Here is a 21,416-nt window from a genome sequence, read left to right as displayed (position 1 = left end):
TGCGCAGCAAATCGGGTGAGGGGGCGCAGGTCCCACGAGAGAGAGTAACCCCTCACCCGGATCGCATCTTGCGATGCGATCCGACCTCTCCCTACGGGAGAGGAGAGCCAACTCGCTTCTGCTCGATCAGCGTCCGCCAAGCGTCAAACCCTCGATGCGCACCGTCGGCGCATTGATGCCGTAGCGAAATTCGAGATTGTTCGCGGGCTGCATCGACTTGAAAATCTCGAACAGATGGCCTGCGATCGTGACTTCGCTGACGGGATAGGTGATCTCGCCGTTCTCGATCCAGAAACCGGAGGCGCCGCGGCTATAATCGCCGGTGACGCCGTTGACGCCGGAGCCGATCAAATCGGTGACATAGAACCCCTGCTTGATATCGGAGATCAGCTCGGCCGGCGTCGGCGCGCCGGCCTCGAGATGCAGATTGTACGGCCCGGGCGAGGGAGAGGAGGAAACGCCGCGATGGGCATGGCCGGTCGTGGTGAGGCCGAGCTCGCGCGCGGTCGCGCAGTCGAGCAGCCAGGTCGTCAGCACGCCCTCGTCGACCAGCGCGGTCCTCTTCACCGCGACCCCTTCAGCGTCGAAGGTCTGCGAGCGCAGGCCGCGCCGGCGCAGCGGATCGTCGATGATGCGAATGTTCTTCGCGAAGAGCTGCTGGCCGAGCTTGTCCTTCAAGAAGCTGGTCTTGCGTGCGATCGAGGCGCCATTGATGGCGCCGACGAGGTGACCGACCAGCGAGCCGGCAACGCGCGGATCGAACACGATCGGCACCTTGCAGGTCTCGACCTTGCGCGGATTGTAGCGCGCCACGGTGCGCTCGCCGGCGGAACGGCCGACGGTTTCCGGCGACAAGAGATCGGCGCCGTGCGGCGCCGAGGTGAAGTCGTAATCGCGCTCCATGCCGGTGCCCTCGCCTGATATGGCGGTGGCGGAAATGCCCTGGCTGGAGCGGAGGTAAGAGCCGTGGAAGCCGGTCGAGGTGACGAGCACCATGCCGCCGATGCCGGCGGAGGCCGAGGCGCCGCCGGATTTGGTCACGCCCTTCACGCCGAGCGCCGCAGCTTCGGCCACGAGCGCGCGGCGCTCGAGCTCGGCGGTCGCCGGCACCGCGGGATCGAGCAGGTCGAGATCGGGGAAGTCGCGCGCGAGCAGCGCGGGATCAGCGAGCCCGACATATTTGTCGCCAGGTGCAACCTTCGCCATCGCGACCGCGCGCTCGGCAAGCTTGGTCACGGCATCGCCGCTGACGTCGTTGGTCGAGACCACCGCCTGGCGTTGGCCGACCAGCACGCGCAGGCCGACGTCGTCGCCCTCGGACCGCTCGGATTCCTCGACACGGCCGTCGCGGACCTCAACGCCCTGCGAGACGCCGCGCACCGCGACCGCATCGGCCGCATCCGCGCCGGCGCGCCTGGCCGCCTCGACCAGCCGCTGCGCGAGATCGGAGAGCGCGGACTGATCGAACAGGTCGCGATTGGCCTGCGACGATGTTTGGGTCGAAAGCGTCGAGCTTGGTGAAGAGTTCACGAACGAAATCCTGTTGGGGCGGGGTTCGGGACCGGAACCCACAGATGTGCCCTGATAGCGCGGACTTCAAGCATTTTCAGCCGCCAAAAGCTCAGATTCGCAACTTCGGCGCAACGTCTCGTCAATCATGCGCGCCAAGGTCTTGTCAATCATGAGCAGCAGTGACGGTGGGTTAACCAGGCTTTTTAAGCGGTTTCGGAAAGGCGCGCGCTAAGGTCCTCGCATCGACCGGGAACATAATCCCGGCGGGGAGAACCAAGCCGTGAGGCGTCAAACAGCAACATGCGGGCTCGCTCCCGCCGGGTCGAGCCGCTCCTTGCGGCTCGACCCCCTTTCCCTTCCGGTCCGCTTCGATGCGCATGACCCGCGCGCCGACGGACATGTCAGGCAGATCGAGCTTCATCGCGAGCGCGTCGTGCTGCGCCGTGCCGTCCGCGGCATGCAGATGGCGATCAACGTGCGCGTTGCCGACTTCACCGGCGTCGCTTTGCGCGGCAATGACGAAGCACAGACGCTCGTCCTCGTGCATCGCGATCCCTCGCTGTCCATTCCGCTGCTGGTCGGCGCCGATGCTGACGAGATCGCGCAAGCCTGGGCGATCTGGAGCGAGCTCTTCGCGCTGCCGCAGCTCGACGAAGGCGCTCGCAAGCCTGCGCCGCGCCGTCGCCGCGCCAACGCGATCCGCGCCCGCCGCCCGAAATTCCTGATGCGCCGGCGCACCGGCATGGCGCGGGAATTGCCCGTTCATCGCGGCGAACGTGAGATTATTGCGCGGAGCTAAAGGGCGCCTTTGCCGACCCAACGCCTTCGCGTCAGGCGGCCCGCATCACTGCGTCCACCAGCAATCCCGCAAACAGCAGCAAACCTGCATCGCGGTTCGACTTGAACAGGCGCAGGCACAGTTCGGGATCTTCGATCTTCAGGCGCACGATCTGCGAAGCCAGATGCACGGCGAAGGCCACGAGCCCGAGCCAGGCCGGCCAGCGCGCATCGCCGGAGGCCAGCGCGATGCCGATCAACATCACCGCGAGCCCGTAGAAGAGGATCAGCGCCTGGTGCGTGTGCGCGCCGAACAGGCGCGCGGTCGACTTGATGCCGATCAGCGCGTCGTCCTCGGCATCCTGATGCGCATAGATCGTGTCATAGCCGATCACCCAGGAGATCGCGCCGGCATAGAGCACGAGCGCAGTGACGTCGATGCGTCCGAACGTGACGGCAAATCCCATCAAGGCGCCCCACGAGAAGGCAAGCCCGAGCACGATCTGCGGCCACCAGGTGATGCGCTTCATGAAGGGATAGATCGCGACGATCAAAAGCGAGGCGATGCCGGTCGCAATCGCGAAGCGGTTGAATTGCAGCAGCACCAGGAGGCCGATCAGCGCCTGCGCGACCATGAAGGCCAGCGCCTGCTTCGTGGTCACCTGCCCTGACGGCAACGGCCGCGAGCGCGTACGCTCGACCTTGTCGTCGAGATCGCGGTCGGTGATGTCATTCCACGTGCAGCCGGCCCCGCGCATCACGAAGGCGCCGATGAAGAACAGCACGATGGTGAGAGGCAGGCCGCGGACGTCGTGCGCCATGCCGGCGGCGAGCGCCGCCGACCACCAGCATGGCATCAGGAGAAGCCAGGAGCCGATCGGACGGTCGAAGCGGGACAGGCGCAGGTAAGGCCGCGCCCAATGCGGCGCGAGCGTATCGACCCAGTTGCCGGTGGAATCGGCAACGCGGGCGGATGTCTCGCTCATCGGGTCAGGACGTTGCCGTTGAGCGTATCGAAGGTGCTGCCGCCCTTCTTGCCGGCATTGACCTCGGGCGCCGAGCCCGAACCGAGTACCTCGCTCAGGGACGGGCCGGCCGGACGCGCCTGTTGCTGCTGCATCTGCAGCGCGACGTTGCAGACCTTCGCCGCCATCGCCTCTGTGTTCTTGTGACCGTCCTTCATCTGCGCGCCCACCTGCGGCGGGATTCCGCATTTGGCGGCGTGGGTCTCGATGTACTTGATCATCTTGGTCTCGGCCTGGCTGAAATTGCGAATCAGCTTGCAGGCCTCGTCCGGCGGCGCGTGACGGTCGCTCGCCGCCTTGATCAGCTTGCCGCGCTTCTCGGCTTCTTCGCGCAGGGGCATGAACGCCTTCATGCAGTCCTCGCCGGGACCGGCTTGCGTCGGCGGAGCCGCGCTGAAGGCGCCGGCACCGCCGACCGGCGCGGCCCCGTTCACGGGAAAGGACGATTGCGGCGCGGTGCCGATGGAGGCGGCGGGCGCAGAGCCGTTCACGGGCGGAAAGGGGGAGTTGGTCGCGGCCTGGCCGGGCAGCGGCGCCGGGAAGGCGCTTTGCGCATGGACGCCCGCGGCACCCATGGCGACCATGGCGGCAGTGATCGGAACCATCAGATGACGGATCATGAAGGCAGTCTCTCTGGCAGGAGCTTACGGGGTCGGGGTCTTCTCAATTGAAGCGCAACCAGCGTGTTCGCTTTTCTACGATTCCCGCCGGCCCTTAACAACCCGTGGAATAGGGCAAGAGCGCGGCGCTGGGACGCACCAATTCGGCGATATTTACCCCCAAAACTACTGGTTTCGGTTAAAAACAGCGGCGAATCGGACCTTTGAACGATGCCCTCCCACGATTTTCGCGCTCCCCGCCTGTTCGTCGATGCCGCCCTCGTCCAGGACGCCAGGGTGCCGCTCGACCGCGACCAGAGCAATTACCTCGGCAACGTGCTGCGGCTTGCCGCCGGGGCCGAGGTTCTGGCGTTCAATGGCCGCGACGGCGAGTGGCAGGCGGCCATCGAAGGCCGCAAGCGGCCGGATGGCCTCGTGATCCTTCAGCAGACCCGGCCCCAGGACCGACTACCCGACCTCACTTACGTCTTCGCCCCGCTCAAGCACGCCCGGCTGGACTACATGGTGCAGAAGGCGATCGAGATGGGCGCCGCCGCCCTGCAACCGGTCCTGACAAGGTTTACCCAGGCCTCCCGGGTCAATACCGAGCGGATGCGCGCCAATGTGGTCGAGGCGGCCGAGCAATGCGGCATCCTCAGCATCGCCGCCGTGGCCGAGCCGGTGCCGCTGGAGCGCTTTTTGAGCCAGCGCGCCGCGGGCCGGCTACTGATCTTCTGCGATGAGGCGGCGGAGGTCCAGGACCCCGTTCAGAGCCTGCAACGCGCCCGCGAGGCCGGCCAAGGTATTGACGTGTTGATCGGCCCCGAAGGCGGCTTTGCCGAGGAGGAACGGGCGCTGCTGCTGCGGCAGCCCAAGATCCTGCGGCTGGCACTCGGCCCGCGGATCATGCGGGCCGACACGGCCGCGGTGGCGGCATTGGCGCTGGTGCAGGCGGTGCTGGGCGACTGGGGCGGTGGAAGCCGCTAGCATGGATCCGGAAAAGTGTGCCGCGGTTTTCCGAAACGATCATGCTCAAACGATAACCTGAAGCGCGATGACGATTCATCCTGATCGCATCGCGCGGTGCAGGGTCTCGGACGGCAGCTCTCCGAAGGCCGCCCTGTAACTCGCCGCGAACTCGCTCAGATGCCAGAAGCCGTGCGCAATTGCGCAGGCCTTCACACTGCGCCGCCCGGGACCGATGCGCAGCTGCTTGCGCACCGACCAGAGCCGCAGGACCCGGCTGAAGCGATGCGGGCTCATGCCGCAAATGGCCTGTGTCGCGCTCTGGAGGGTCCGGACGGACACGCCCACTTGCGCGGCCAGTTCGGTCGTCTTGGGCCAGACCGTCAGATCTTGCCGGATCAATCTTTCCATGTCCGCGACGATCTGCCGATAGCCATCCGTGGCGGACGACGCAGGTCCGCCGCTCACGCTGGTGCGCAGCGCGGCGTCCATCGTGCCGAGCAGGGACTGCTCGACGGCGGTCAGCGACATCGGCTCGTTCAGGAAGTCCGGGTCATGTGCCGCGATTTCCAGCGTGACGGAGATCAGGCGGCGCAGCGAGGCAAGAACGTCCGATGGCGGGTTCACCAGGCGATAGCCGTCACCCAGTTGCGCCCAGGGTTCGCGCTGCGGCGGACTGAGATACACGACGGCAATCAGCCGGCCCTCCGGTTCATAGACCAGGCAATCGGAGCTGCCCCTCAGAACGACGATGGAACGGCCCATTGACTGCCCGTTGATGCGGGCCGAGGTCACGTGATCCATCGGCACCACGACGGCGGCGGCATTCGTCAATTGATAGCCGCGAACGATCCTCGGGAAGGTCTTCACCAGAGAGAGGGTCAAGGTCGGCAGGCTGAGCCGGGCCCGCATGATCGCCGTCGCCCCGACCGACAACGGCATGCTGGATGCGCCGGCGTATCTCTCGGTCTCGCCGAAATGGTCGATGTCATACGCCCTGAGCTCGAGGGCTGACGATGGCTTGAGCTCCTGGAAGGACATCAAGCGGTCCGTCGCCAGCTCTCGCGCTCCGTCGCGCGCAATATCGAGATGGCCTTGATCCATATCGTGCCGCTTACCTTGCCTTCTTTGCGGACGTGGCGCCCTTGGAGGCGCGCAGATCGTCCGGCCCGCTGATGCCGGCACGCCTGAGATCGCGAAGCAGCTTCGTGAGCAACAGCATGTTCGTCTTCTGCAGTTCGTGGTTGTTTCCAAACCTGAATGCGTTCTGCTCGGTCACGATGAGTCCGGCCTTCGTCTCGGCGAGAATCTTCCGCCTCTTCAGTCCTGTCACGCGACGGCGAACCGTCTCCAGCGGCAGGCTGAGGAAGCGGGAGAGTGCCGCCCGGGAAACTCCTTGCTTGATCAAATCCGGCTCGACCGCATGAATGCTCGAGAATTGCTGGTCCAGCGCCGGATTGTTCATCACGTGAATGACGTTCGCATTCAGGACCGCATGAACGATCAGAAGGTCCAGCGGATCGAATTCGTCGTAGTGCCGGAAGAGCTCGCTGATCGAAAACAGCATGTAGGCCAGCGTGTGTCGCGAGACCGTCCGGATAATATCTGAGGCATTGCGCATGAATCTGAAACTATGATTCGCATTTGTAGCCGAATGCAGCAGCGAACGGATCGTCCGCCATACCCAGAATGAGTATGCGACGACTTGCCAGCCGTCCTCAATTTCTCATTGTGACGCTGGCCTTCGGCTGCAGCTGGACATCGTTTGTCGACGAGTTCACGAAGAGCCGTGAAGGCTGGACGTCCGGCGTGCCTGCCGGACCCGTGGCCGCCAAGACTTCATTGCGCGACCATGCATCCAACAGTTTCGATGATGCCGGCGCCATCGAGGTGACGATCGCGATGGAAGACGTGATCGCGATGGAAGACCTAGCGATAAAAGACCTGGCGATGAAAGACGACCTTATGCCCGGGGCGGGACCGTTCGAGCTGCTGCGACTGATCAGGGTGTTTCTCCGCCTCGCGGACCCCGGCAGAAGGGGAAGGGTACTCGACCTGGCGGAGCAACTCGCGAAAGAAGCGGGGACAGCGACGGCAGGGTCGACCTTTGCCGCGACCGAGGCGCCATGCGTGGAACCAGCCCCGATCTCCGGCCCAACCGAATCAAATTGAACTCTCTCGTCCCGGCGTCCTCCGCGACGAAGCGGGGACAACGGATGTAGGTATTAAATTACCTGAACCAGGATCCATGCGACGCCACGTTTCACACGCTGCCGACGAGGCCGGGGTCGCACCAAACTCGTTAAGCGATTGATCCTTTGGAGGTCGAAAGCGCTTTCGGGCCGTGCTAAGGGCTGCGCCAACTCCCATTCCTTCCTTGCCCTGCCCGGATCCACCGGGATGATGGACCCTGAGATGACCGCGACTGCCACCTCAAATGCTGCCGGCTCCGCCGCCTGGGCGGATACGCTGCTCTTGTCGTTCGCGCAGGCGGGTTACGTCAGGGCCGAGCCCGCTATCCTGCAACCGGCCGAGCCGTTCCTGGACCTCTCCGGCGAGGACATCCGCAAGAGCCTGTACCTCACCACAGACCTCTCGGGCGAGGAGCTCTGCCTGCGCCCGGATCTGACGATTCCCGTCGCGCGCGACTATCTCGCCTCGCCCCGCGCCGGCCAGCCGGCCGGGTTCAGCTATCTCGGCCCGGTGTTCCGCTACCGTAGCGGCCAGACCAGCGAATTCCTGCAAGCCGGCATCGAATCGTTCGGCCGCCAGGACCGCGCCGCAGCCGATGCCGAGATGCTGGCACTGGCACTGGAGGCGACCGCCGCCTTCGGCGTCCGCGATGTCGAGATCCGCACCGGCGACGTCGCGCTGTTCAACGCCCTGCTGGACGCACTCAACCTCTATCCGGTCTGGCGCCGCCGCCTGGTCAAGGATTTCAACCGCAAGATCAGCCTGGAGCAGGATCTGGAGCGACTGGCAGCCGCCAGCACCGCGACGCGCAGCGAATATGAGGGCGTGCTGGCCGCTCTCGCCGGCTCCGATCGTAAGGCGGCACTCGCCTTCGTCACCGATCTGATGTCGATCGCCGGCACCACCAATGTCGGCGGGCGCACCACGGCCGAGATCGCCGATCGCTTCCTCGAGCAATCGACGCTGAAGGGCGGTGCGCTGCCGCGCGAGGCGATCGCCGTGCTCAAGCGCTTCCTGTCGATATCGGGCAATCCCGACGACGCCATCGCCGAGCTGCGCGCACTCACGACCGACGCGAAGCTCGATCTCGCCCCGGCGATCGATCAGTTCGAGAGCCGCGTCGGCTTCATGGCTGCGCGCGGCATCGACGTGAAGCAGACCCGCTTCTCGACGGCGTTCGGGCGCGGCCTCGACTATTACACCGGCTTCGAATTCGAGGTTCATCACAGGGGCAACGGCGCCGGGCCGCTGGTCGCCGGCGGCCGCTATGATGGGCTGATGACCCAGCTCGGCTCGATCGCGCCGATCCCCGCGGTCGGCTTCTCGGTCTGGGTGGATGCGCTGACGACGATCGGCCGCAAGGTGGGAGCTTAAGTCATGAGCGCGCCATTCGTTCTGGCCGTTCCCTCCAAGGGCCGCCTTCAGGAAAATACCGAGGCCTTCTTCGCCCGCGCCGGGCTCAAGCTGTCGAAGGCCGGCGGCGCCCGCGACTACCGCGGCACGATCGCAGGTCTCGACAATGTCGAGGTCGCCTATCTCTCGGCGAGCGAGATCGCCTCGCAACTCGCCCGCGGCTTTGCGCATCTCGGCGTCACCGGCGAGGACCTGGTGCGCGAGAGCATCGCGGATGCCGACAAGCGCGTGTCGCTGATCGAAGGGCTCGGCTTCGGCTATGCCGACGTCGTCGTGGCGGTGCCGCAGGCCTGGATCGACGTCCGCACCATGGCAGACCTCGACGATGTCACCACCGGCTTCCGTGAGCAGCATCACATGCGGATGCGGGTCGCGACCAAGTTCGTCAACCTCACCCGCGGCTTCTTCCAGACTCACGGCATCACCGATTACCGCATCGTCGAAAGCGCAGGCGCAACCGAAGGCGCGCCGGCGGCTGGCAGCGCCGAGCTGATCGTCGACATCACCACCACAGGTGCAACGCTCGCCGCCAACGGCTTGCGGGTGCTCGACGACGGTATGATCCTGCGCAGCCAGGCCAATCTGGTGGCATCCAAAGGGGCCGACTGGTCGCCGCAGGCGCGAGAGACGGCGCGTGTCATCCTCGATCACATCGCAGCGCGGGCGCGGGCCAACAAGTACCGCGAAGTCCGCACCCGCTTCCGGCAATGCGACGCCGCCCTGCTCGGCGAGGCCCATAGCCAATACGGAGTCGAGGCTCCGTTCGGCGGTCCGACTTCGTCAGGCATGCTGACGCTGCACTGCCCGCCGGGGCAGCTCTATGCGCTGGCGAGCTTCCTCCGCGAGCATGGCGCCGAGACCGTCTCGGTGGTCTCGCTGGACTACGTGTTCGATCGGGAGAACCCGCTGTTCGCCAAGCTCGAGGCGTTCCTGGGGCAGTGAACCCCGGGTTCGTTCAGCATGGCGACAGCAAGCGGCAGCTACCATATGCTGTTGAGATATCTAAACGCCTCTGGAACCTTGATCGATGACGCTGGGCTCTGACGTTTCCGGTATGACGACCACCGCAGCGAGCGCCGCCGCGAAGGGGCTGTCGATAGTCGTCCCCGTCTACAACGAGGCGGCGGGCCTCGCTGCCCTGCATCAGCGCATCTGCGATCTCGCAAAGACGCTGCGGCAGCGCTATCGGCTGACTTGCGAGGTCGTGTACGTCGATGACGGCAGCAAGGATGCGACGCTGTCGATTGCCCGGTCGCTGCCGGCCGACGCGATCGACGTCCAGGTGGTGTCGCTGTCGCGCAATTTCGGCAAGGAGGCCGCGCTGATGGCGGGCCTCGACCATGCCCGGCTCGGCGCCGTCATGTTCATGGACGGGGACGGCCAGCATCCGCCGGCGCTCATCGAACAGCTGGTGCGGCACTGGATCGATGACGGCTATGACGTCGTCTACACCGCCAAGGCCCATCGCGACAACGAGCCCTTCTTGCGCCGGGTCGCGGTGCACGGCTTCTACGCGCTGATCAATTGGGGCGCACGCCAGAAGATTCCCGAGGACGCCGGCGACTTCCGCCTGCTCTCGCCGCGCGCGGTCGCCGCACTCAGGCAGTTGCCGGAACGCAACCGTTTCTTCAAGGGCCTCGCCAGCTGGATCGGCTTCCGCCAGATCCGCGTCGACTACGAGCCTGCGGCGCGCGTCCATGGCGTCACCACCTTCAACGCCGCAAGCCTGCTCGGCCTCTCGATCGAGGGCCTGACCTCGTTTTCGGTGGCTCCGCTGCGCTTCGCCAGCCTGCTCGGCGTCATTCTCGCCGGAGGTGCCTTCCTGTTCGGCCTGTCGATCCTCTGGGAGGTGTTCACGACCGGCAAGCAGGTGCCCGGCTATCCCTCGCTCGTGATCGGCCTGATGACGATCGGCGGCGTGCAGCTCATCATGATCGGCATCGTCGGCGAATATATCGGCAAGATCCTTTCCGAGCTGAAGGCGCGCCCGATCTACTTCGTCGCCGAACACAGCGAAAAGCACTCCGAGGCCGGCAGGGCCGACGACGCCCCGAACAGGACGGCCGCCGAATGAGCGCGGCCGCGAGCCCGCGGCGAATCTGGCTCTGCGCCGACGATTACGGTATCAGCCCGGGCGTCAACCGCGCCATCCGCGACCTGATCGAACGCGGCCGCCTCAACGCCACCTCGGTGATGATGGTGGGTGCAGCGATCGAACGCAGCGAGATCGAGGCGCTTCAGTCCGCAGTAAAGACGAACCCGCGCTGCACGATCGGATTGCACGTGACGCTGTCGGCGCCGTTCCGGCCGCTCACCATGCATTTCCGACCGCTCGACGGCGACATGTTCATGCCGTTTCCGAAGCTGCTGCGCGCGGGCGTTCTGCGGCGGCTCGACCGGGAATTCTTCCGCAACGAGGTCAAGGCGCAGCTGGCAGCCTTCATGGAAGCGTTCGGACGCGCCCCCGACTTCGTCGACGGCCACCAGCATGTGCAGCTCTACCCGCAGGTACGCGACGGCTTTGTCGATGCGGTCGCTGAGACTTCGCCAAACGCCTGGGTGCGTCAGGGCGGCCGCGATCTGCCGCTCAGGCAACGGCTGGCCTCGCCAAAAGCCCTGCTGCTCGACAGTCTCAGCGCGCAATTCCGCCGCCGCGCCGGCAGCGCCGGCCTCAGCTTCAACCCCGGCTTCGCCGGCGCCTATGATTTTACGCGCGAGGCCGATTTCGGCGCGCTGATGCGGCAATTTCTGGAAGGCCTTCCCGACGGCGGTCTCGTGATGTGCCATCCCGGCTTCGTCGATGACGTCCTCGCCGGCCTCGACCCGATGACCGACGTCCGCGAGCGCGAGCACGCCTATCTCTCGGGCGAAGCCTTCGCGCGCCTGCTGGCGGACAGCAACGTGACACTGGGATGAAGCCGGCGAAGAGCTGGCCCAGGAGGCAGCTTGTCGCATACGGAAATTTAATCCGGCCGGCACTGTTGGGGCCACAATGGAACCCTACATCTCCTGCGCGCTTGGTTTTGCGCGAAGGAGACAGATCATGACGCCGCAGGAACGCCAGCTCGTCGACGACCTTTTTGACCGGCTTTCTAAGCTGGAGAATGCACCGCGCGATCCCGATGCGATTGCCGCGATCTCCGACGGCCTGCGCAAGGCGCCCGGCGCCGTCTATGCGCTGGTGCAGACCACGCTGTTGCAGGACGAAGCGCTGAAGCGCGCTCATAACCGCATCCAGGAGCTGGAGGCCGGCCAAGCGCCCGAGCCCGCCCAGTCCGGCGGCTTCCTCGACACCATGCGCGACACGCTGTTCGGCGGGAGCCCCGCGCGCGGCTCGGTTCCGAACGTGCCGCCGCGTGAGCAGCGACCGGTCTGGAACACCGGCCAGGCGATGCAGCAGACGCAGCCGGGCTACGGCCAGCCGCCCTATGGACAGGCTTACGGCCAGGGACCGGTGCAAGGGCCGGGACAAGGGCCGGGACAAGGTTATGGTGCCCCGCCCGTGGGCGGTGGCGGCGGCTCGTTCCTCGGCACGGCGGCGGCGGCCGCGGCCGGCGTCGTCGGCGGCTCGCTGCTGCTCTCCAGCATCCGCGGCATGATGGGTGGATCGCATCAGCAGGCCTTCGGCGACACCAATGCCGCGGGCGACCGCAGCCCCTGGGGCGGCGGCGACCAGTCGGGCGGATCGCTCGCGCGCGACGCCGGCGTCAACGACATCAGCTCGAACCGGGATTCCCGCCAGGGCTTCTCCGACCAGGCGTCGAACGACGACCGGAACAACAACAATAACGACAACAACGACCAGAACTACGACGACAATCGCGACGACAACATGGACATGGCCGACGACAGCGATTTCGGCGGCGACGACGACGGCGGCAGCGACTACGCGTGACGCCGATCTACAAGGCATGCAAGCGAACGGCCGCCGATGAGGCGGCCGTTTTCATGAGATGTGTCTTGCTCGGAGGCCCTTCCTTCTCCCTGCAACAAGGGGAGAGGGTAACGACGATCACATCACCACAACCTTGGTACCGACATTGACGCGGCCGTAGAGGTCGATGACGTCCTCGTTGCGCATACGGATGCAACCGGAGGAGACATTGGTGCCGATGGTCCAGGGCTCGTTGGAGCCGTGAATCCGGTAGAGCGTCGAGCCGAGATACATCGCGCGGGCGCCAAGAGGATTTTCCGGGCCGCCTTCCATGTGCCGGGGCAGATCGGGACGGCGCGCGAGCATTTCCTTCGGCGGCGTCCAGTCCGGCCATTCGCGCTTGGCGGTGATCGACTTCACCCCGGACCAGGTGAAGCCGGGACGGCCGACGCCGATGCCGTAGCGCATCGCCCTGCCGTTGCCCTCGACGAGATAGAGGAACTTGTTCGGCGTATCGACCACGATCGTGCCGGGACTTTCGTTGCCGTTATAGTCAACGAGTTGTTTCTCGAATCTCGGATCGAACGGACGCTGCCGCGGGTCGACCGCCTCTTGCTGGAGAGCTGCACCTTGCATCTGCGGCTCGCCCATCGGCGGCAGGCGGCGCTGATCGTAATAGGCCGGCTGCTGCTGATACACCGGCTGCTGCGGCGCGTAGGCCGGACCGCGGCCGGGACCGTCGCCGAACAGGAACTCGATGAAGCCGCCACCCATGTTCGAATTGGAAGCGACGCGCACCGGCGCCGGCGGCACCTGCGGCGCGTAGAGCACCGCGGGCGGATCGTTCGGCACGCTGTTGTCGAAGGCGCTGGCGTCGTTGGCGCCGGCCATGAAGGTGCAAGCGCTGCCGAGCAGCGCGACAGACATTTTCTTGAACATCGACGTACTCTGTACTGTTTCGTCTAGATCACATGCGCCGTGGAAGCTGCCTGGCTGATCGGCGCCCGCGACGTGGTCAATAAAGAGCAAAAGCCGTTGCGTTTGGTAAACGGATCAGGCGTTTGGATTCACCACGTCGCAAGTGACGGCGCAATTTGGCGATCAACGTTTATTTTCCATGAATGCCGCGCGTCCATGGTTAATCGCTTCTTCGCGCAGCGTCGCGCGCAGCCGCCCCGCAGTTCCCGCTGTGAACTTCGTGTTAAATCGCTTCTGCCTACAAAGACGCGTGAATGAGGTGGGGGAGTATCCTGATGGCTGTTCACCGCAAACGTTTTCGTGTCGAGGATATCGTCGGTGGCGAGATGCCCATTCTAGACGTAACTGAAGAGGCCCCCCCGATGCATAGCGAGATCATGGCCGAGCTGCGCGCGATCCGCGCACAGATGGCGAAGGGTACTGCACCGCTGTCCGGCAGCGCAGCCATGGCGGCGATCGATGCCTCGACGGCCCACGAGCTTGCCGAAGCGCGCACCATGCTGGAGACCTACCGGGCACAGATCGAGCAGTGCGAGAAGCTGAAGGTCGAGCTCGACCTCATCCACGACGCCATCGACCGCACCAAGCGCGAGATCGCGACGCTGCACGGCAAGAGCTTCGACGGCGGCGAAATGGCCAAGGTCAATGGCGAGCTCGGCGCGGTGGTCGGCGGCACCGAGCAGGCGACCCAGCAGATCCTCGAGGCCGCTGAATCGATCGACCAGGCCGCCAGCGCAATGTCCAAGGTGGACTCGGCCGATCAGCAGAAGCGACTGGCCGACGACATCCAGGAACGCGTCATCTCGATCTTCGAAGCCTGCAACTTCCAGGACCTGACCGGCCAGCGCATCAGCAAGGTCATGACCACGATGAAGTTCATCGAGCAGCATATCAATGCGATGATGGAGATCTGGGGCGGCGTCGACGCCATCAAGGCCCATGTGCCCGCGCATGTCGACAACCGCAGCGAGGACGAAAAGCTCCTCAATGGCCCGAAGCTCGCCGGCGACGTCGGCCATGCCTCGCAGGACGATATCGACGCGCTGTTCGACTGAGCGGCCACGAATTGCGGAAAAACAAAACGCCGGCGGGAGCCGGCGTTTTTCGTTTGGCCATTCCGGGGCGATGCGTCAGCATCGAACTGTGGTGCGCGGTTGCGTACCTGAGAAGTTCGAGGTCCCGGGTTCGGTCCTGCGGACCGTCCCGAAACGACAATCAGAACATCACGCTCGCGGCGCGCAGCGGACGTAGACCATGTTGCCGTAGCGGGTGGCGGCGTCCTTGTCGATGAAGCGGGTGATCAGGACGCGGCCGTCGAAGGAGATGATCTCGCGATCCTGCTCGCCAGGGGTCGGCCCCGCCGGTCCGATGTAGTTCTTGCCGCTCGGCGAGCCCTTCAGCCGCAGTTCCTGCGGCGTCGCCTGGTCGGCCAGATGCATGATCACGCCGCCGGAGGAGCCGGCGGTGATCACATAGGGGTTCTTGCACTGCGCCCGGGCGGCAGCCTCGGTGCGGGCGCGGTCGGCCGGGTTCTGGAACGAGGCGAGACCCCAGCGGCCGACGATCTCGTCGGCGCGGATGGTGGCCGGCATTTCCGGAGCTGTGCCGGGTTCGGCCTCGGGCGGCGGAGAGGACGACGAGAAGGACGGCAGGCTCATGCCGCCGCCGCAGGCGCCCAGCAACAGCGCCAGACAGGAGGCTGCCGCCAGATTGGCAACCGTGCGCGCGTGAGCTGAACTGATCATGGCATTCCCCCGAACAAGACGACGGCCGCACCCCTCCCGCAGCCAAGCGCAAAACCGCTGCCGGAGCAATGACGTCCTTCTGTACGCCGACGCCCCGAACAAGTTTCCAATGCCACCATCCTATATCCGCCTCAACAATCGCTTAACCACCTTTGCTTGACAGGATCGCGGCCAAGCCATATTTCCGGGCCCACTATTAGCACTCGGAAAGCCCGATTGCTAAGCGCGCCGTTCGATCCCTCAGGGAGAGGGTGGACGGACGCGCCGCCCCACCGACTTCCACCACTTCCGAAGCGAGCCTCCAAAGGGAAACGTCATGGCTAAATCCAAATTTCGTCCGCTGCATGACCGTGTCGTGGTCAAACGTATCGACGCCGAGGAAAAGACCAAGGGCGGCATCATCATTCCCGACACCGCCAAGGAAAAGCCGTCGCAGGGCGAAGTCGTCGCCGTCGGCCCCGGCGGCCGCGATGAGACCGGCAAGCTGATCCCGATCGACCTCAAGGTCGGCGACCGCGTGCTGTTCGGCAAGTGGTCGGGCACCGAGGTCAAGATCGACAATGAAGAGCTCCTGATCATGAAGGAGTCGGACATCATGGGCGTGCTGGCCTAAGGCCATCTGCCTGAACGGCCGCTGAATGCCATCTCGTCATGCCCGGGCTTGCCCCGGGCATCCATCACTTTTCGCAAGATGATCGATTGCCGGGTCAAGCCCGGCAATGACGAAGAGAAGCGGCAGGAACAACACGAAACACGAGGGATTGCAGACATGGCTGCCAAAGACGTCAAGTTTTCCGGAGACGCGCGCGATCGCATGCTGCGCGGCGTCGACATTCTCGCCAACGCCGTCAAGGTGACGCTCGGCCCGAAGGGCCGCAACGTCGTCATCGAGAAGTCGTTCGGCGCGCCCCGCATCACCAAGGACGGCGTCACCGTCGCCAAGGAGATCGAGCTCGAGGACAAGTTCGAGAACATGGGCGCCCAGATGCTGCGCGAGGTCGCCTCCAAGACCAACGACACCGCCGGCGACGGCACCACCACCGCGACCGTCCTGGCCCAGGCCATCGTGCGCGAAGGCGCCAAGGCGGTTGCCGCCGGCATGAACCCGATGGACCTCAAGCGCGGCATCGACACCGCGGTCGCCGCCGTCGTCAAGGACATCGAAAAGCGCGCCAAGCCGGTCGCCGCCTCCTCCGAGGTCGCCCAGGTCGGCACCATCTCGGCCAATGGCGATGCCGCCATCGGCAAGATGATCGCTCAGGCGATGCAGAAGGTCGGCAACGAGGGCGTCATCACCGTCGAGGAAAACAAGTCGCTCGACACCGAGGTGGACATCGTCGAGGGCATGAAGTTCGACCGCGGCTATCTCAGCCCCTACTTCGTCACCAACGCCGAGAAGATGACCGCCGAGCTCGAGGACGCCTACATCCTCCTGCACGAGAAGAAACTCTCGGGCCTGCAGGCCATGCTGCCGGTGCTGGAAGCCGTGGTGCAGTCGGGCAAGCCGCTCGTCATCATCGCCGAGGACGTCGAGGGCGAGGCGCTGGCCACCCTGGTCGTCAACCGCCTGCGTGGCGGCCTCAAGGTTGCCGCCGTGAAGGCGCCGGGCTTCGGTGACCGCCGCAAGGCCATGCTGGAGGACATCGCGATCCTGACCGGTGGCCAGCTGATCTCCGAGGAGCTCGGCATCAAGCTCGAGAACGTCACGGTGAAGATGCTGGGACGCGCGGGCAAGGTGGTGATCGACAAAGAGAACACCACGATCGTCAAGGGCGCCGGCAAGAAGCCCGACATCGAGGCGCGCGTCGGCCAGATCAAGGCCCAGATCGAGGAGACCACCTCGGACTACGACCGTGAGAAGCTCCAGGAGCGCCTCGCCAAGCTTGCCGGCGGCGTCGCGGTGATACGCGTCGGCGGCGCCACCGAGATCGAGGTCAAGGAGAAGAAGGACCGCGTCGAGGACGCGCTGAACGCCACCCGCGCTGCGGTGCAGGAAGGCATCGTCCCCGGCGGCGGCGTCGCGCTGCTCCGCGCCAAGAAGGCGGTGGGCCGTCTCACCAACGCCAATGACGACGTCCAGGCCGGCATCAACATCGTGCTGAAGGCGCTGGAAGCCCCGATCCGCCAGATCTCCGAGAACGCGGGCGTGGAAGGCTCGATCGTCGTCGGCAAGATCCTGGAGAACAAGTCCGAGACCTTCGGCTTCGACGCCCAGAGCGAGGACTATGTCGACATGGTCGAGAAGGGCATCATCGATCCCGCCAAGGTGGTGCGCACCGCGCTCCAGGACGCCTCCTCCGTGGCCGGCCTGCTGGTGACCACCGAGGCCATGGTCGCCGAGCTGCCGAAGAAGGAAGCTCCGCCGGCCATGCCGGCCGGCGGCGGCATGGGCGGCTTCTAAGCCTCCGTTCCATCGCAGTATTGCGAAGGCCGCCTCCGGGCGGCCTTCTTTTTTGCCGACCCTGCCTCTCCGCTTTCCAATTCAACCGGCAGCCAAAAACCACTACGGTGGCGCCGATTCTGATTGCTCGAGGTCTTCGTCGATGCGCGCGCTTCTGGTTTGTTCGACTGCCCTTCTGGCGGCTCTGCTCGCCGTCTCGCCCGAGTTCGCCTCCGCCCAGATGAAGCTGTCGCCGAAGGCGACAGTGCCGGGCGGACCCGAGACGCGCTATTTCACGTCGATCGACGGGCTGATGGACGGCAATGCCGACGTGATCCTGAAGGAGACGCGCCAGGGCAGGACGGTCACCGCGGCGGTGCTCGACGTCTGCTACCCGATCGCGAAGAATTCCGACCGCAAGGACCGCTTCGTCGTCAATCTCCAGGTCGCCGGCCAGACGCTGACGGGAACGACGCAGAGCCTTGGCGAGAAGTCGCCGGTCAGCGTCAAGCTGCTGCGCAAACAATCCGGCGACACCTTCGAATTTCGCGGCCAGATCGCGATCGGCCAGGCGGTGACCGAGGTCACCTCCCCCGACAATTCCGATCTCAGCGAGAAGGAATTTCTGGACAGCCAGACCTCCGACGACGGCATCACGCCGCAGCCGAAGGATTTCACCGACGTCTCGCCGGAAGCAATCGCAGTCAAGGTCAAGCTCGACGCTGCGACCGACTTCCTGAAGAGCCTGAAGGGCCAGGAGGTCGAGGTGACGCTGGCGAGCCTCACCGTCGGCTGCGACGCACTGCGCGCAGGCGAGCAGACCATCAACATGTCGGTCGATCCCGAGCGCGCGGGAGCGCTGCTGTCGAAATTCAAGGCGATGCCCGGCGTCACGGCCGCAGGCTGGACCGCGGGCATGATCGAGATGGACCGCACCATCCGCTTCCCCGCGGCAGACTGGCGCGAGGGTGACAGGATCAACAAGGGCAAGCTTGCAACTGCGGTGGCAAGCGTGCTGAGCAGGACGCTCGCGGCAAAGCCGGTCTCGCAAAACTTCAACCCCGCGACCGGCAAGCTCAAGCTGGTGTTCAAGCGGCCGAATCAGGATTTTCCGACGCTCGAGCTCACCGACACAATCGAGGTCGCCGGGCTCCTATCGCCCGACAAGCCGGGCACCACCGACAAGCTCATGCTCTGGATCGGCAGCCCCGCGACCACGACCGCCGACGAGAGCAGCGGTGCCAAGCTCAATCTGTCCGACGATGCGAGCCTGGACGAAGAAGGCGATCTGCCTGACGACAACGGGGCGATCGAGGCGCTCGCAACCGAGCTGAAGGGCCAGCGCTGGGACGCCGACAAGTCGGTGTGGAAGTAGGCTTCTCGTGCCACGGACGTAGCGCGAAGCGCTGCGAGCCGGGGCCCAGAGGCCGCAAGCGGAATCGCGGAGAGAAAACTGGGTCCCGGCTCTGGGTCGCATCGCTTAGGCGATGCGCCTTGTCCGGGACACGAAAGGAACGTTCGCGAGACCCTAAAGCGCGATGCGATTAGGATGAATCGTCATCGCGCTTTAGGTTGTTGTTTGAGCATGATCTCTTCGGAAAACCGCTGCGCACTTTTCCGGATCATGCCCTAATTCCCGTTGACGCGAAAGCGCAGCGGCTTGGGGCCGAGCAGCGTCAGCACGTCGCCCTGTCGCCTCCAAGTCTCGACGCTGCCGAGCGCGGCCACGAGCTCGTCGTCGGCCTGCACCTTCGCCGGCGGACAGGAACGGTCCTGGATCTGGCCGGGGACGAAGATCACGGTGTTGCCGGCGACCGAGAACTGGCCCTTGCCGCCCTTGCACCAGAGCTCCAGCACGACTTCGCCATGGTCGCCGATCTCGATGTTCGGAATCCGCTTCGAGCCGGGCTGCGGCAATGCTTCGAGCGTCATCTCGGTGCCGAACGGGAATCCGTCCTCGGCACGAGCGAGCGTGGACATCGCGAGCATTGCAAGTGCCGCACACACCAATCGCCTGAGTGAAACCATGAGACCTCTCGACCGACCTGATTTGCGGCACCTTCTATAAGATGGCGGGGCCATTGAGAAGGTTCGCCCAGATGCAAAAATCCCCGCGGGGCGAACCTCGCGGGGATTTGCGTCGAACGAGGCGCTGCCGGCTATTTCAGGACCATCGCCGTGAACGGCCAGACATAGGCCTGCAACGTCACGAGCACACCGACGAGGCACGCCAGCACGATCGAGTGCCAGAACACGAAGCGCAGGATGGTGCCCTCATGCCCGTACCAGTTGGTCGCGGTGGAGGCGACCACGATCGACTGGGCGTCGATCATCTTGCCCATCACGCCACCGGAGGAGTTCGCCGCGCTCATCAGGATCGGGGACAGGCCGAGCTGCTCGGAGGTGATCTTCTGCAGGTTGCCGAACAGGATATTGGACGACGTATCCGATCCCGTCAGCGCCACGCCGAGCCAGCCGAGCAGCGTGCCGAAGAAGGGATAGAGCACACCGGTCGCGGCAAAGGCGAGACCCAGCGTTGCGTCGACGCCGGACAGGCGGGTGAGCGTGCCGATCGCCAGCATCGCCGAGATCGTGATCAGCGAGATCGCGCACAGCCGGATGGTGCGGCCATACTGGGCGATAAGCCCGCCGGGACCGACCCCCATCAGGATGCCGGAGATGATCGCCGCGATCAGCATGCCGGTGCCGGTGAAGGAGAGATAGGTGAAGGCAAACACCGCGCTCTCTTTCGTCGGCCCTGGCGCGACCGGCGGCATCTTGTTGATCATCTGGTGCAGCTCGGGCACGGGATAGTTCCAGACGAAGATCGAGTTCGCCCAGGTCTTGAAGGCGCCGTTGCCCCAGATCAGCATCACGATGCAGACGATGATCCAGGGCAGGAGCGCATTGAAGAGCTCGGCCTGCGTCAGCGGCGTCTTGTCGAGCGGCCTTGCCGCCGCCATCGTCGAGGCCGATTCATCGCGGCCGCGCAGCGCCGGGGACAGCCAAAGCTGCTTCGGTTGCCACACCTTCAGGAACAGGATCAGCGCCCCCATCGAGATCAGCGACGCGCCGATGTCGACGATCCAGGGATTGATGTAGTTCGAGATCACGAATTGCGGGACGGCAAACGATATGCCGGTGACGAGGACCGCCGGCCAGACATCCTTCATGCCCTTCCAGCCCGCAAAGGCCCACACCACCCAGAACGGCACGATGAGCGAGAAGAACGGCAATTGCCGGCCAACCATCGCACCCAGGATGTAGGGATCGAGTCCCGTGACTGAAGCGAGCCCCTGGATCGGCGTGCCCAGCGCGCCATAGGCGACCGGCGCGGTGTTGGCGATCAGCGACAGGCCGGAAGCTGCGAGCGGCGAGAAGCCGAGCCCGATCAGCACGGCGCCGGTGATCGCAACCGGCGTGCCGAAGCCGGAGGCGCCCTCGAAGAACGCGCCGAACGAGAACGCGATCAGCAGCAATTGCAGCCGCCGGTCCTCGGTGACGCCGCCGACGGCGCGCTTGAGCAATTCGAAGCGACCGGTGCTCACCGTCACCTGGTAGAGGAAGATGACGTTGAGGACGATCCAGCCGATGGGGAAGAACCCCGTGACGACGCCCAGCACCGAGGCGCGGATCGACATGTTCGCGGGCATGGTGAAAACGAAGATCGTGATCAGATTGGTCACGATCACGGCAATGACGGCCGCGATATGCGCCTGGACGCGACCGCTCGCGATCAGGACCAGCAGCGTGACGACGGGCACCGCCCCCGCGATGGTCGACAGCACCGGGCTGTTCAGCGGGTCATAGATTTGATTCCACATGGACTTTCTCCCCACGCATGTTGCGGCAGGCGGCCCGCGTGGAGAGCCGTCCTGCTTGACGCTGAAAGTGATAACCCCGAGCTGGACGCCAATTCCTCGCGAATGCAGGCGGTTCCCGTCCGCTCACAAG

Annotated in this window: 21 protein-coding genes; 12 read left to right on the top strand and 9 right to left on the bottom strand. The window is 65.1% G+C overall.

From position 1 onward, the window contains the following. Positions 1-126: 126 nt before the first annotated feature. Complete coding sequence (locus ACSHT2_RS24895) at positions 127-1,530, bottom strand: TldD/PmbA family protein (RefSeq protein WP_440637155.1); 1,404 nt, start codon at positions 1,528-1,530, stop codon at positions 127-129. A gap of 262 nt (positions 1,531-1,792) precedes the next feature. Here ACSHT2_RS24895 and ACSHT2_RS24890 point away from each other — a divergent pair, with 262 nt between their 5' ends. Beyond that, positions 1,793-2,311, top strand: coding sequence for a DUF6101 family protein (locus ACSHT2_RS24890; RefSeq protein WP_440637154.1), 519 nt, complete (start codon positions 1,793-1,795; stop codon positions 2,309-2,311). Positions 2,312-2,342: 31 nt separating this feature from the next. Here the strand turns inward: ACSHT2_RS24890 and ubiA are convergent, their stop codons facing one another. Together ubiA and ACSHT2_RS24880 are read right to left on the bottom strand one after the other, a co-directional pair. Beyond that, positions 2,343-3,275 carry a 4-hydroxybenzoate octaprenyltransferase gene (gene ubiA, locus ACSHT2_RS24885; protein ID WP_440637153.1) on the bottom strand — a complete coding sequence of 311 codons (933 nt, stop codon included), beginning with the start codon at positions 3,273-3,275 and terminating at the stop codon, positions 2,343-2,345. Next, on the bottom strand, positions 3,272-3,934 hold the full coding sequence (locus ACSHT2_RS24880; protein WP_440637152.1) for a hypothetical protein: 663 nt from the start codon (positions 3,932-3,934) through the stop codon (positions 3,272-3,274). Before ACSHT2_RS24880 ends, ubiA begins: the two co-directional genes overlap by 4 nt. 210 nt (positions 3,935-4,144) lie before the next feature. Here ACSHT2_RS24880 and ACSHT2_RS24875 point away from each other — a divergent pair, with 210 nt between their 5' ends. After that, positions 4,145-4,900, top strand: a complete 756-nt coding sequence (locus tag ACSHT2_RS24875) for a 16S rRNA (uracil(1498)-N(3))-methyltransferase (RefSeq protein WP_440637150.1) — start codon at positions 4,145-4,147, stop codon at positions 4,898-4,900. Between the two features lie 75 nt (positions 4,901-4,975). Here ACSHT2_RS24875 and ACSHT2_RS24870 read toward each other — a convergent pair whose 3' ends face one another. Then, the gene (locus ACSHT2_RS24870; protein WP_440637149.1) at positions 4,976-5,821 is read right to left on the bottom strand and encodes a helix-turn-helix domain-containing protein; all 846 of its coding nucleotides are present in this window, start codon (positions 5,819-5,821) and stop codon (positions 4,976-4,978) included. Between the two features lie 172 nt (positions 5,822-5,993). After that, positions 5,994-6,500 carry a hypothetical protein gene (locus ACSHT2_RS24865; protein WP_319338854.1) on the bottom strand — a complete coding sequence of 169 codons (507 nt, stop codon included), beginning with the start codon at positions 6,498-6,500 and terminating at the stop codon, positions 5,994-5,996. Between the two features lie 74 nt (positions 6,501-6,574). On the opposite strand from ACSHT2_RS24865, the gene ACSHT2_RS24860 reads away from it, so the two are divergent. The 6 genes from ACSHT2_RS24860 (at position 6,575) to ACSHT2_RS24835 (ending at position 12,380) form a co-directional block, all read left to right on the top strand. Then, positions 6,575-7,051 carry a hypothetical protein gene (locus ACSHT2_RS24860; protein WP_440637148.1) on the top strand — a complete coding sequence of 159 codons (477 nt, stop codon included), beginning with the start codon at positions 6,575-6,577 and terminating at the stop codon, positions 7,049-7,051. 243 nt (positions 7,052-7,294) lie between these two features. Then, positions 7,295-8,446, top strand: coding sequence for an ATP phosphoribosyltransferase regulatory subunit (locus ACSHT2_RS24855; protein WP_440637147.1), 1,152 nt, complete (start codon positions 7,295-7,297; stop codon positions 8,444-8,446). Positions 8,447-8,449: 3 nt separating this feature from the next. Further along, positions 8,450-9,427: an ATP phosphoribosyltransferase gene (gene hisG / locus ACSHT2_RS24850; protein ID WP_319338849.1), complete on the top strand. Its 978-nt coding sequence runs from the start codon at positions 8,450-8,452 to the stop codon at positions 9,425-9,427. 85 nt (positions 9,428-9,512) lie between these two features. Continuing rightward, the gene (locus ACSHT2_RS24845) at positions 9,513-10,559 is read left to right on the top strand and encodes a glycosyltransferase family 2 protein (protein WP_440637146.1); all 1,047 of its coding nucleotides are present in this window, start codon (positions 9,513-9,515) and stop codon (positions 10,557-10,559) included. Continuing rightward, a complete protein-coding gene (locus tag ACSHT2_RS24840) occupies positions 10,556-11,401 on the top strand; it encodes a ChbG/HpnK family deacetylase (RefSeq protein ID WP_440637145.1) in 846 nt (281 codons plus the stop codon). The genes ACSHT2_RS24845 and ACSHT2_RS24840 overlap by 4 nt, the downstream gene beginning before the upstream one ends. Positions 11,402-11,528: 127 nt before the next feature. Beyond that, entirely contained in the window at positions 11,529-12,380 is an 852-nt protein-coding gene (locus ACSHT2_RS24835; RefSeq protein WP_440637144.1) for a DUF2076 domain-containing protein, read from the top strand. A 117-nt stretch (positions 12,381-12,497) separates the two neighbouring features. Here the strand turns inward: ACSHT2_RS24835 and ACSHT2_RS24830 are convergent, their stop codons facing one another. Then, positions 12,498-13,298, bottom strand: a complete 801-nt coding sequence (locus ACSHT2_RS24830; RefSeq protein WP_319338840.1) for a L,D-transpeptidase — start codon at positions 13,296-13,298, stop codon at positions 12,498-12,500. Positions 13,299-13,612: 314 nt separating this feature from the next. On the opposite strand from ACSHT2_RS24830, the gene ACSHT2_RS24825 reads away from it, so the two are divergent. Further along, entirely contained in the window at positions 13,613-14,392 is a 780-nt protein-coding gene (locus ACSHT2_RS24825; RefSeq protein ID WP_440637143.1) for a protein phosphatase CheZ, read from the top strand. A 168-nt stretch (positions 14,393-14,560) separates the two neighbouring features. On the opposite strand, the gene ACSHT2_RS24820 is transcribed toward ACSHT2_RS24825, so the two are convergent. After that, the gene (locus tag ACSHT2_RS24820; protein ID WP_061879002.1) at positions 14,561-15,082 is read right to left on the bottom strand and encodes a hypothetical protein; all 522 of its coding nucleotides are present in this window, start codon (positions 15,080-15,082) and stop codon (positions 14,561-14,563) included. Between the two features lie 316 nt (positions 15,083-15,398). Here ACSHT2_RS24820 and ACSHT2_RS24815 point away from each other — a divergent pair, with 316 nt between their 5' ends. From ACSHT2_RS24815 to ACSHT2_RS24805, 3 genes are all read left to right on the top strand, one after another. Next, the gene (locus ACSHT2_RS24815) at positions 15,399-15,695 is read left to right on the top strand and encodes a co-chaperone GroES (RefSeq protein WP_025033779.1); all 297 of its coding nucleotides are present in this window, start codon (positions 15,399-15,401) and stop codon (positions 15,693-15,695) included. A gap of 156 nt (positions 15,696-15,851) precedes the next feature. Beyond that, positions 15,852-17,483 carry a chaperonin GroEL gene (groL, locus tag ACSHT2_RS24810; protein WP_440637142.1) on the top strand — a complete coding sequence of 544 codons (1,632 nt, stop codon included), beginning with the start codon at positions 15,852-15,854 and terminating at the stop codon, positions 17,481-17,483. A gap of 142 nt (positions 17,484-17,625) precedes the next feature. Further along, complete coding sequence (locus ACSHT2_RS24805; protein WP_440637141.1) at positions 17,626-18,837, top strand: hypothetical protein; 1,212 nt, start codon at positions 17,626-17,628, stop codon at positions 18,835-18,837. 254 nt (positions 18,838-19,091) lie between these two features. Here the strand turns inward: ACSHT2_RS24805 and ACSHT2_RS24800 are convergent, their stop codons facing one another. Together ACSHT2_RS24800 and ACSHT2_RS24795 are read right to left on the bottom strand one after the other, a co-directional pair. Continuing rightward, on the bottom strand, positions 19,092-19,490 hold the full coding sequence (locus tag ACSHT2_RS24800) for an META domain-containing protein (RefSeq protein ID WP_440637140.1): 399 nt from the start codon (positions 19,488-19,490) through the stop codon (positions 19,092-19,094). 131 nt (positions 19,491-19,621) lie between these two features. Continuing rightward, positions 19,622-21,286, bottom strand: a complete 1,665-nt coding sequence (locus tag ACSHT2_RS24795) for an L-lactate permease (protein WP_440637139.1) — start codon at positions 21,284-21,286, stop codon at positions 19,622-19,624. Positions 21,287-21,416: the final 130 nt, after the last annotated feature.

The organism is Bradyrhizobium sp. PUT101, from assembly GCF_052043945.1.
In the GTDB taxonomy this organism is placed as follows: domain Bacteria; phylum Pseudomonadota; class Alphaproteobacteria; order Rhizobiales; family Xanthobacteraceae; genus Bradyrhizobium.
The sequence above is the reverse complement of the archived record's forward strand: the minus strand, read 5'-3'. Positions and strand labels throughout refer to the sequence as shown.

What these genes read in the sequence shown, in the direction of transcription:
- ACSHT2_RS24840 (WP_440637145.1), top strand. Translation starts at nt 10,556, where the DNA reads ATGAGCGCGGCCGCGAGCCCGCGGCGAATCTGGCTCTGCGCCGACGAT.
- ACSHT2_RS24795 (WP_440637139.1), bottom strand. Translation starts at nt 21,286, where the DNA reads ATGTGGAATCAAATCTATGACCCGCTGAACAGCCCGGTGCTGTCGACC.
- ACSHT2_RS24875 (WP_440637150.1), top strand. Translation starts at nt 4,145, where the DNA reads ATGCCCTCCCACGATTTTCGCGCTCCCCGCCTGTTCGTCGATGCCGCC.
- ACSHT2_RS24870 (WP_440637149.1), bottom strand. Translation starts at nt 5,821, where the DNA reads ATGCCGTTGTCGGTCGGGGCGACGGCGATCATGCGGGCCCGGCTCAGC.
- ACSHT2_RS24855 (WP_440637147.1), top strand. Translation starts at nt 7,295, where the DNA reads ATGACCGCGACTGCCACCTCAAATGCTGCCGGCTCCGCCGCCTGGGCG.
- ACSHT2_RS24835 (WP_440637144.1), top strand. Translation starts at nt 11,529, where the DNA reads ATGACGCCGCAGGAACGCCAGCTCGTCGACGACCTTTTTGACCGGCTT.
- hisG (WP_319338849.1), top strand. Translation starts at nt 8,450, where the DNA reads ATGAGCGCGCCATTCGTTCTGGCCGTTCCCTCCAAGGGCCGCCTTCAG.
- ubiA (WP_440637153.1), bottom strand. Translation starts at nt 3,275, where the DNA reads ATGAGCGAGACATCCGCCCGCGTTGCCGATTCCACCGGCAACTGGGTC.
- ACSHT2_RS24845 (WP_440637146.1), top strand. Translation starts at nt 9,513, where the DNA reads ATGACGCTGGGCTCTGACGTTTCCGGTATGACGACCACCGCAGCGAGC.
- ACSHT2_RS24880 (WP_440637152.1), bottom strand. Translation starts at nt 3,934, where the DNA reads ATGATCCGTCATCTGATGGTTCCGATCACTGCCGCCATGGTCGCCATG.
- ACSHT2_RS24830 (WP_319338840.1), bottom strand. Translation starts at nt 13,298, where the DNA reads ATGTTCAAGAAAATGTCTGTCGCGCTGCTCGGCAGCGCTTGCACCTTC.
- ACSHT2_RS24860 (WP_440637148.1), top strand. Translation starts at nt 6,575, where the DNA reads ATGCGACGACTTGCCAGCCGTCCTCAATTTCTCATTGTGACGCTGGCC.
- groL (WP_440637142.1), top strand. Translation starts at nt 15,852, where the DNA reads ATGGCTGCCAAAGACGTCAAGTTTTCCGGAGACGCGCGCGATCGCATG.
- ACSHT2_RS24820 (WP_061879002.1), bottom strand. Translation starts at nt 15,082, where the DNA reads ATGATCAGTTCAGCTCACGCGCGCACGGTTGCCAATCTGGCGGCAGCC.
- ACSHT2_RS24865 (WP_319338854.1), bottom strand. Translation starts at nt 6,500, where the DNA reads ATGCGCAATGCCTCAGATATTATCCGGACGGTCTCGCGACACACGCTG.
- ACSHT2_RS24815 (WP_025033779.1), top strand. Translation starts at nt 15,399, where the DNA reads ATGGCTAAATCCAAATTTCGTCCGCTGCATGACCGTGTCGTGGTCAAA.
- ACSHT2_RS24825 (WP_440637143.1), top strand. Translation starts at nt 13,613, where the DNA reads ATGGCTGTTCACCGCAAACGTTTTCGTGTCGAGGATATCGTCGGTGGC.
- ACSHT2_RS24805 (WP_440637141.1), top strand. Translation starts at nt 17,626, where the DNA reads ATGCGCGCGCTTCTGGTTTGTTCGACTGCCCTTCTGGCGGCTCTGCTC.
- ACSHT2_RS24800 (WP_440637140.1), bottom strand. Translation starts at nt 19,490, where the DNA reads ATGGTTTCACTCAGGCGATTGGTGTGTGCGGCACTTGCAATGCTCGCG.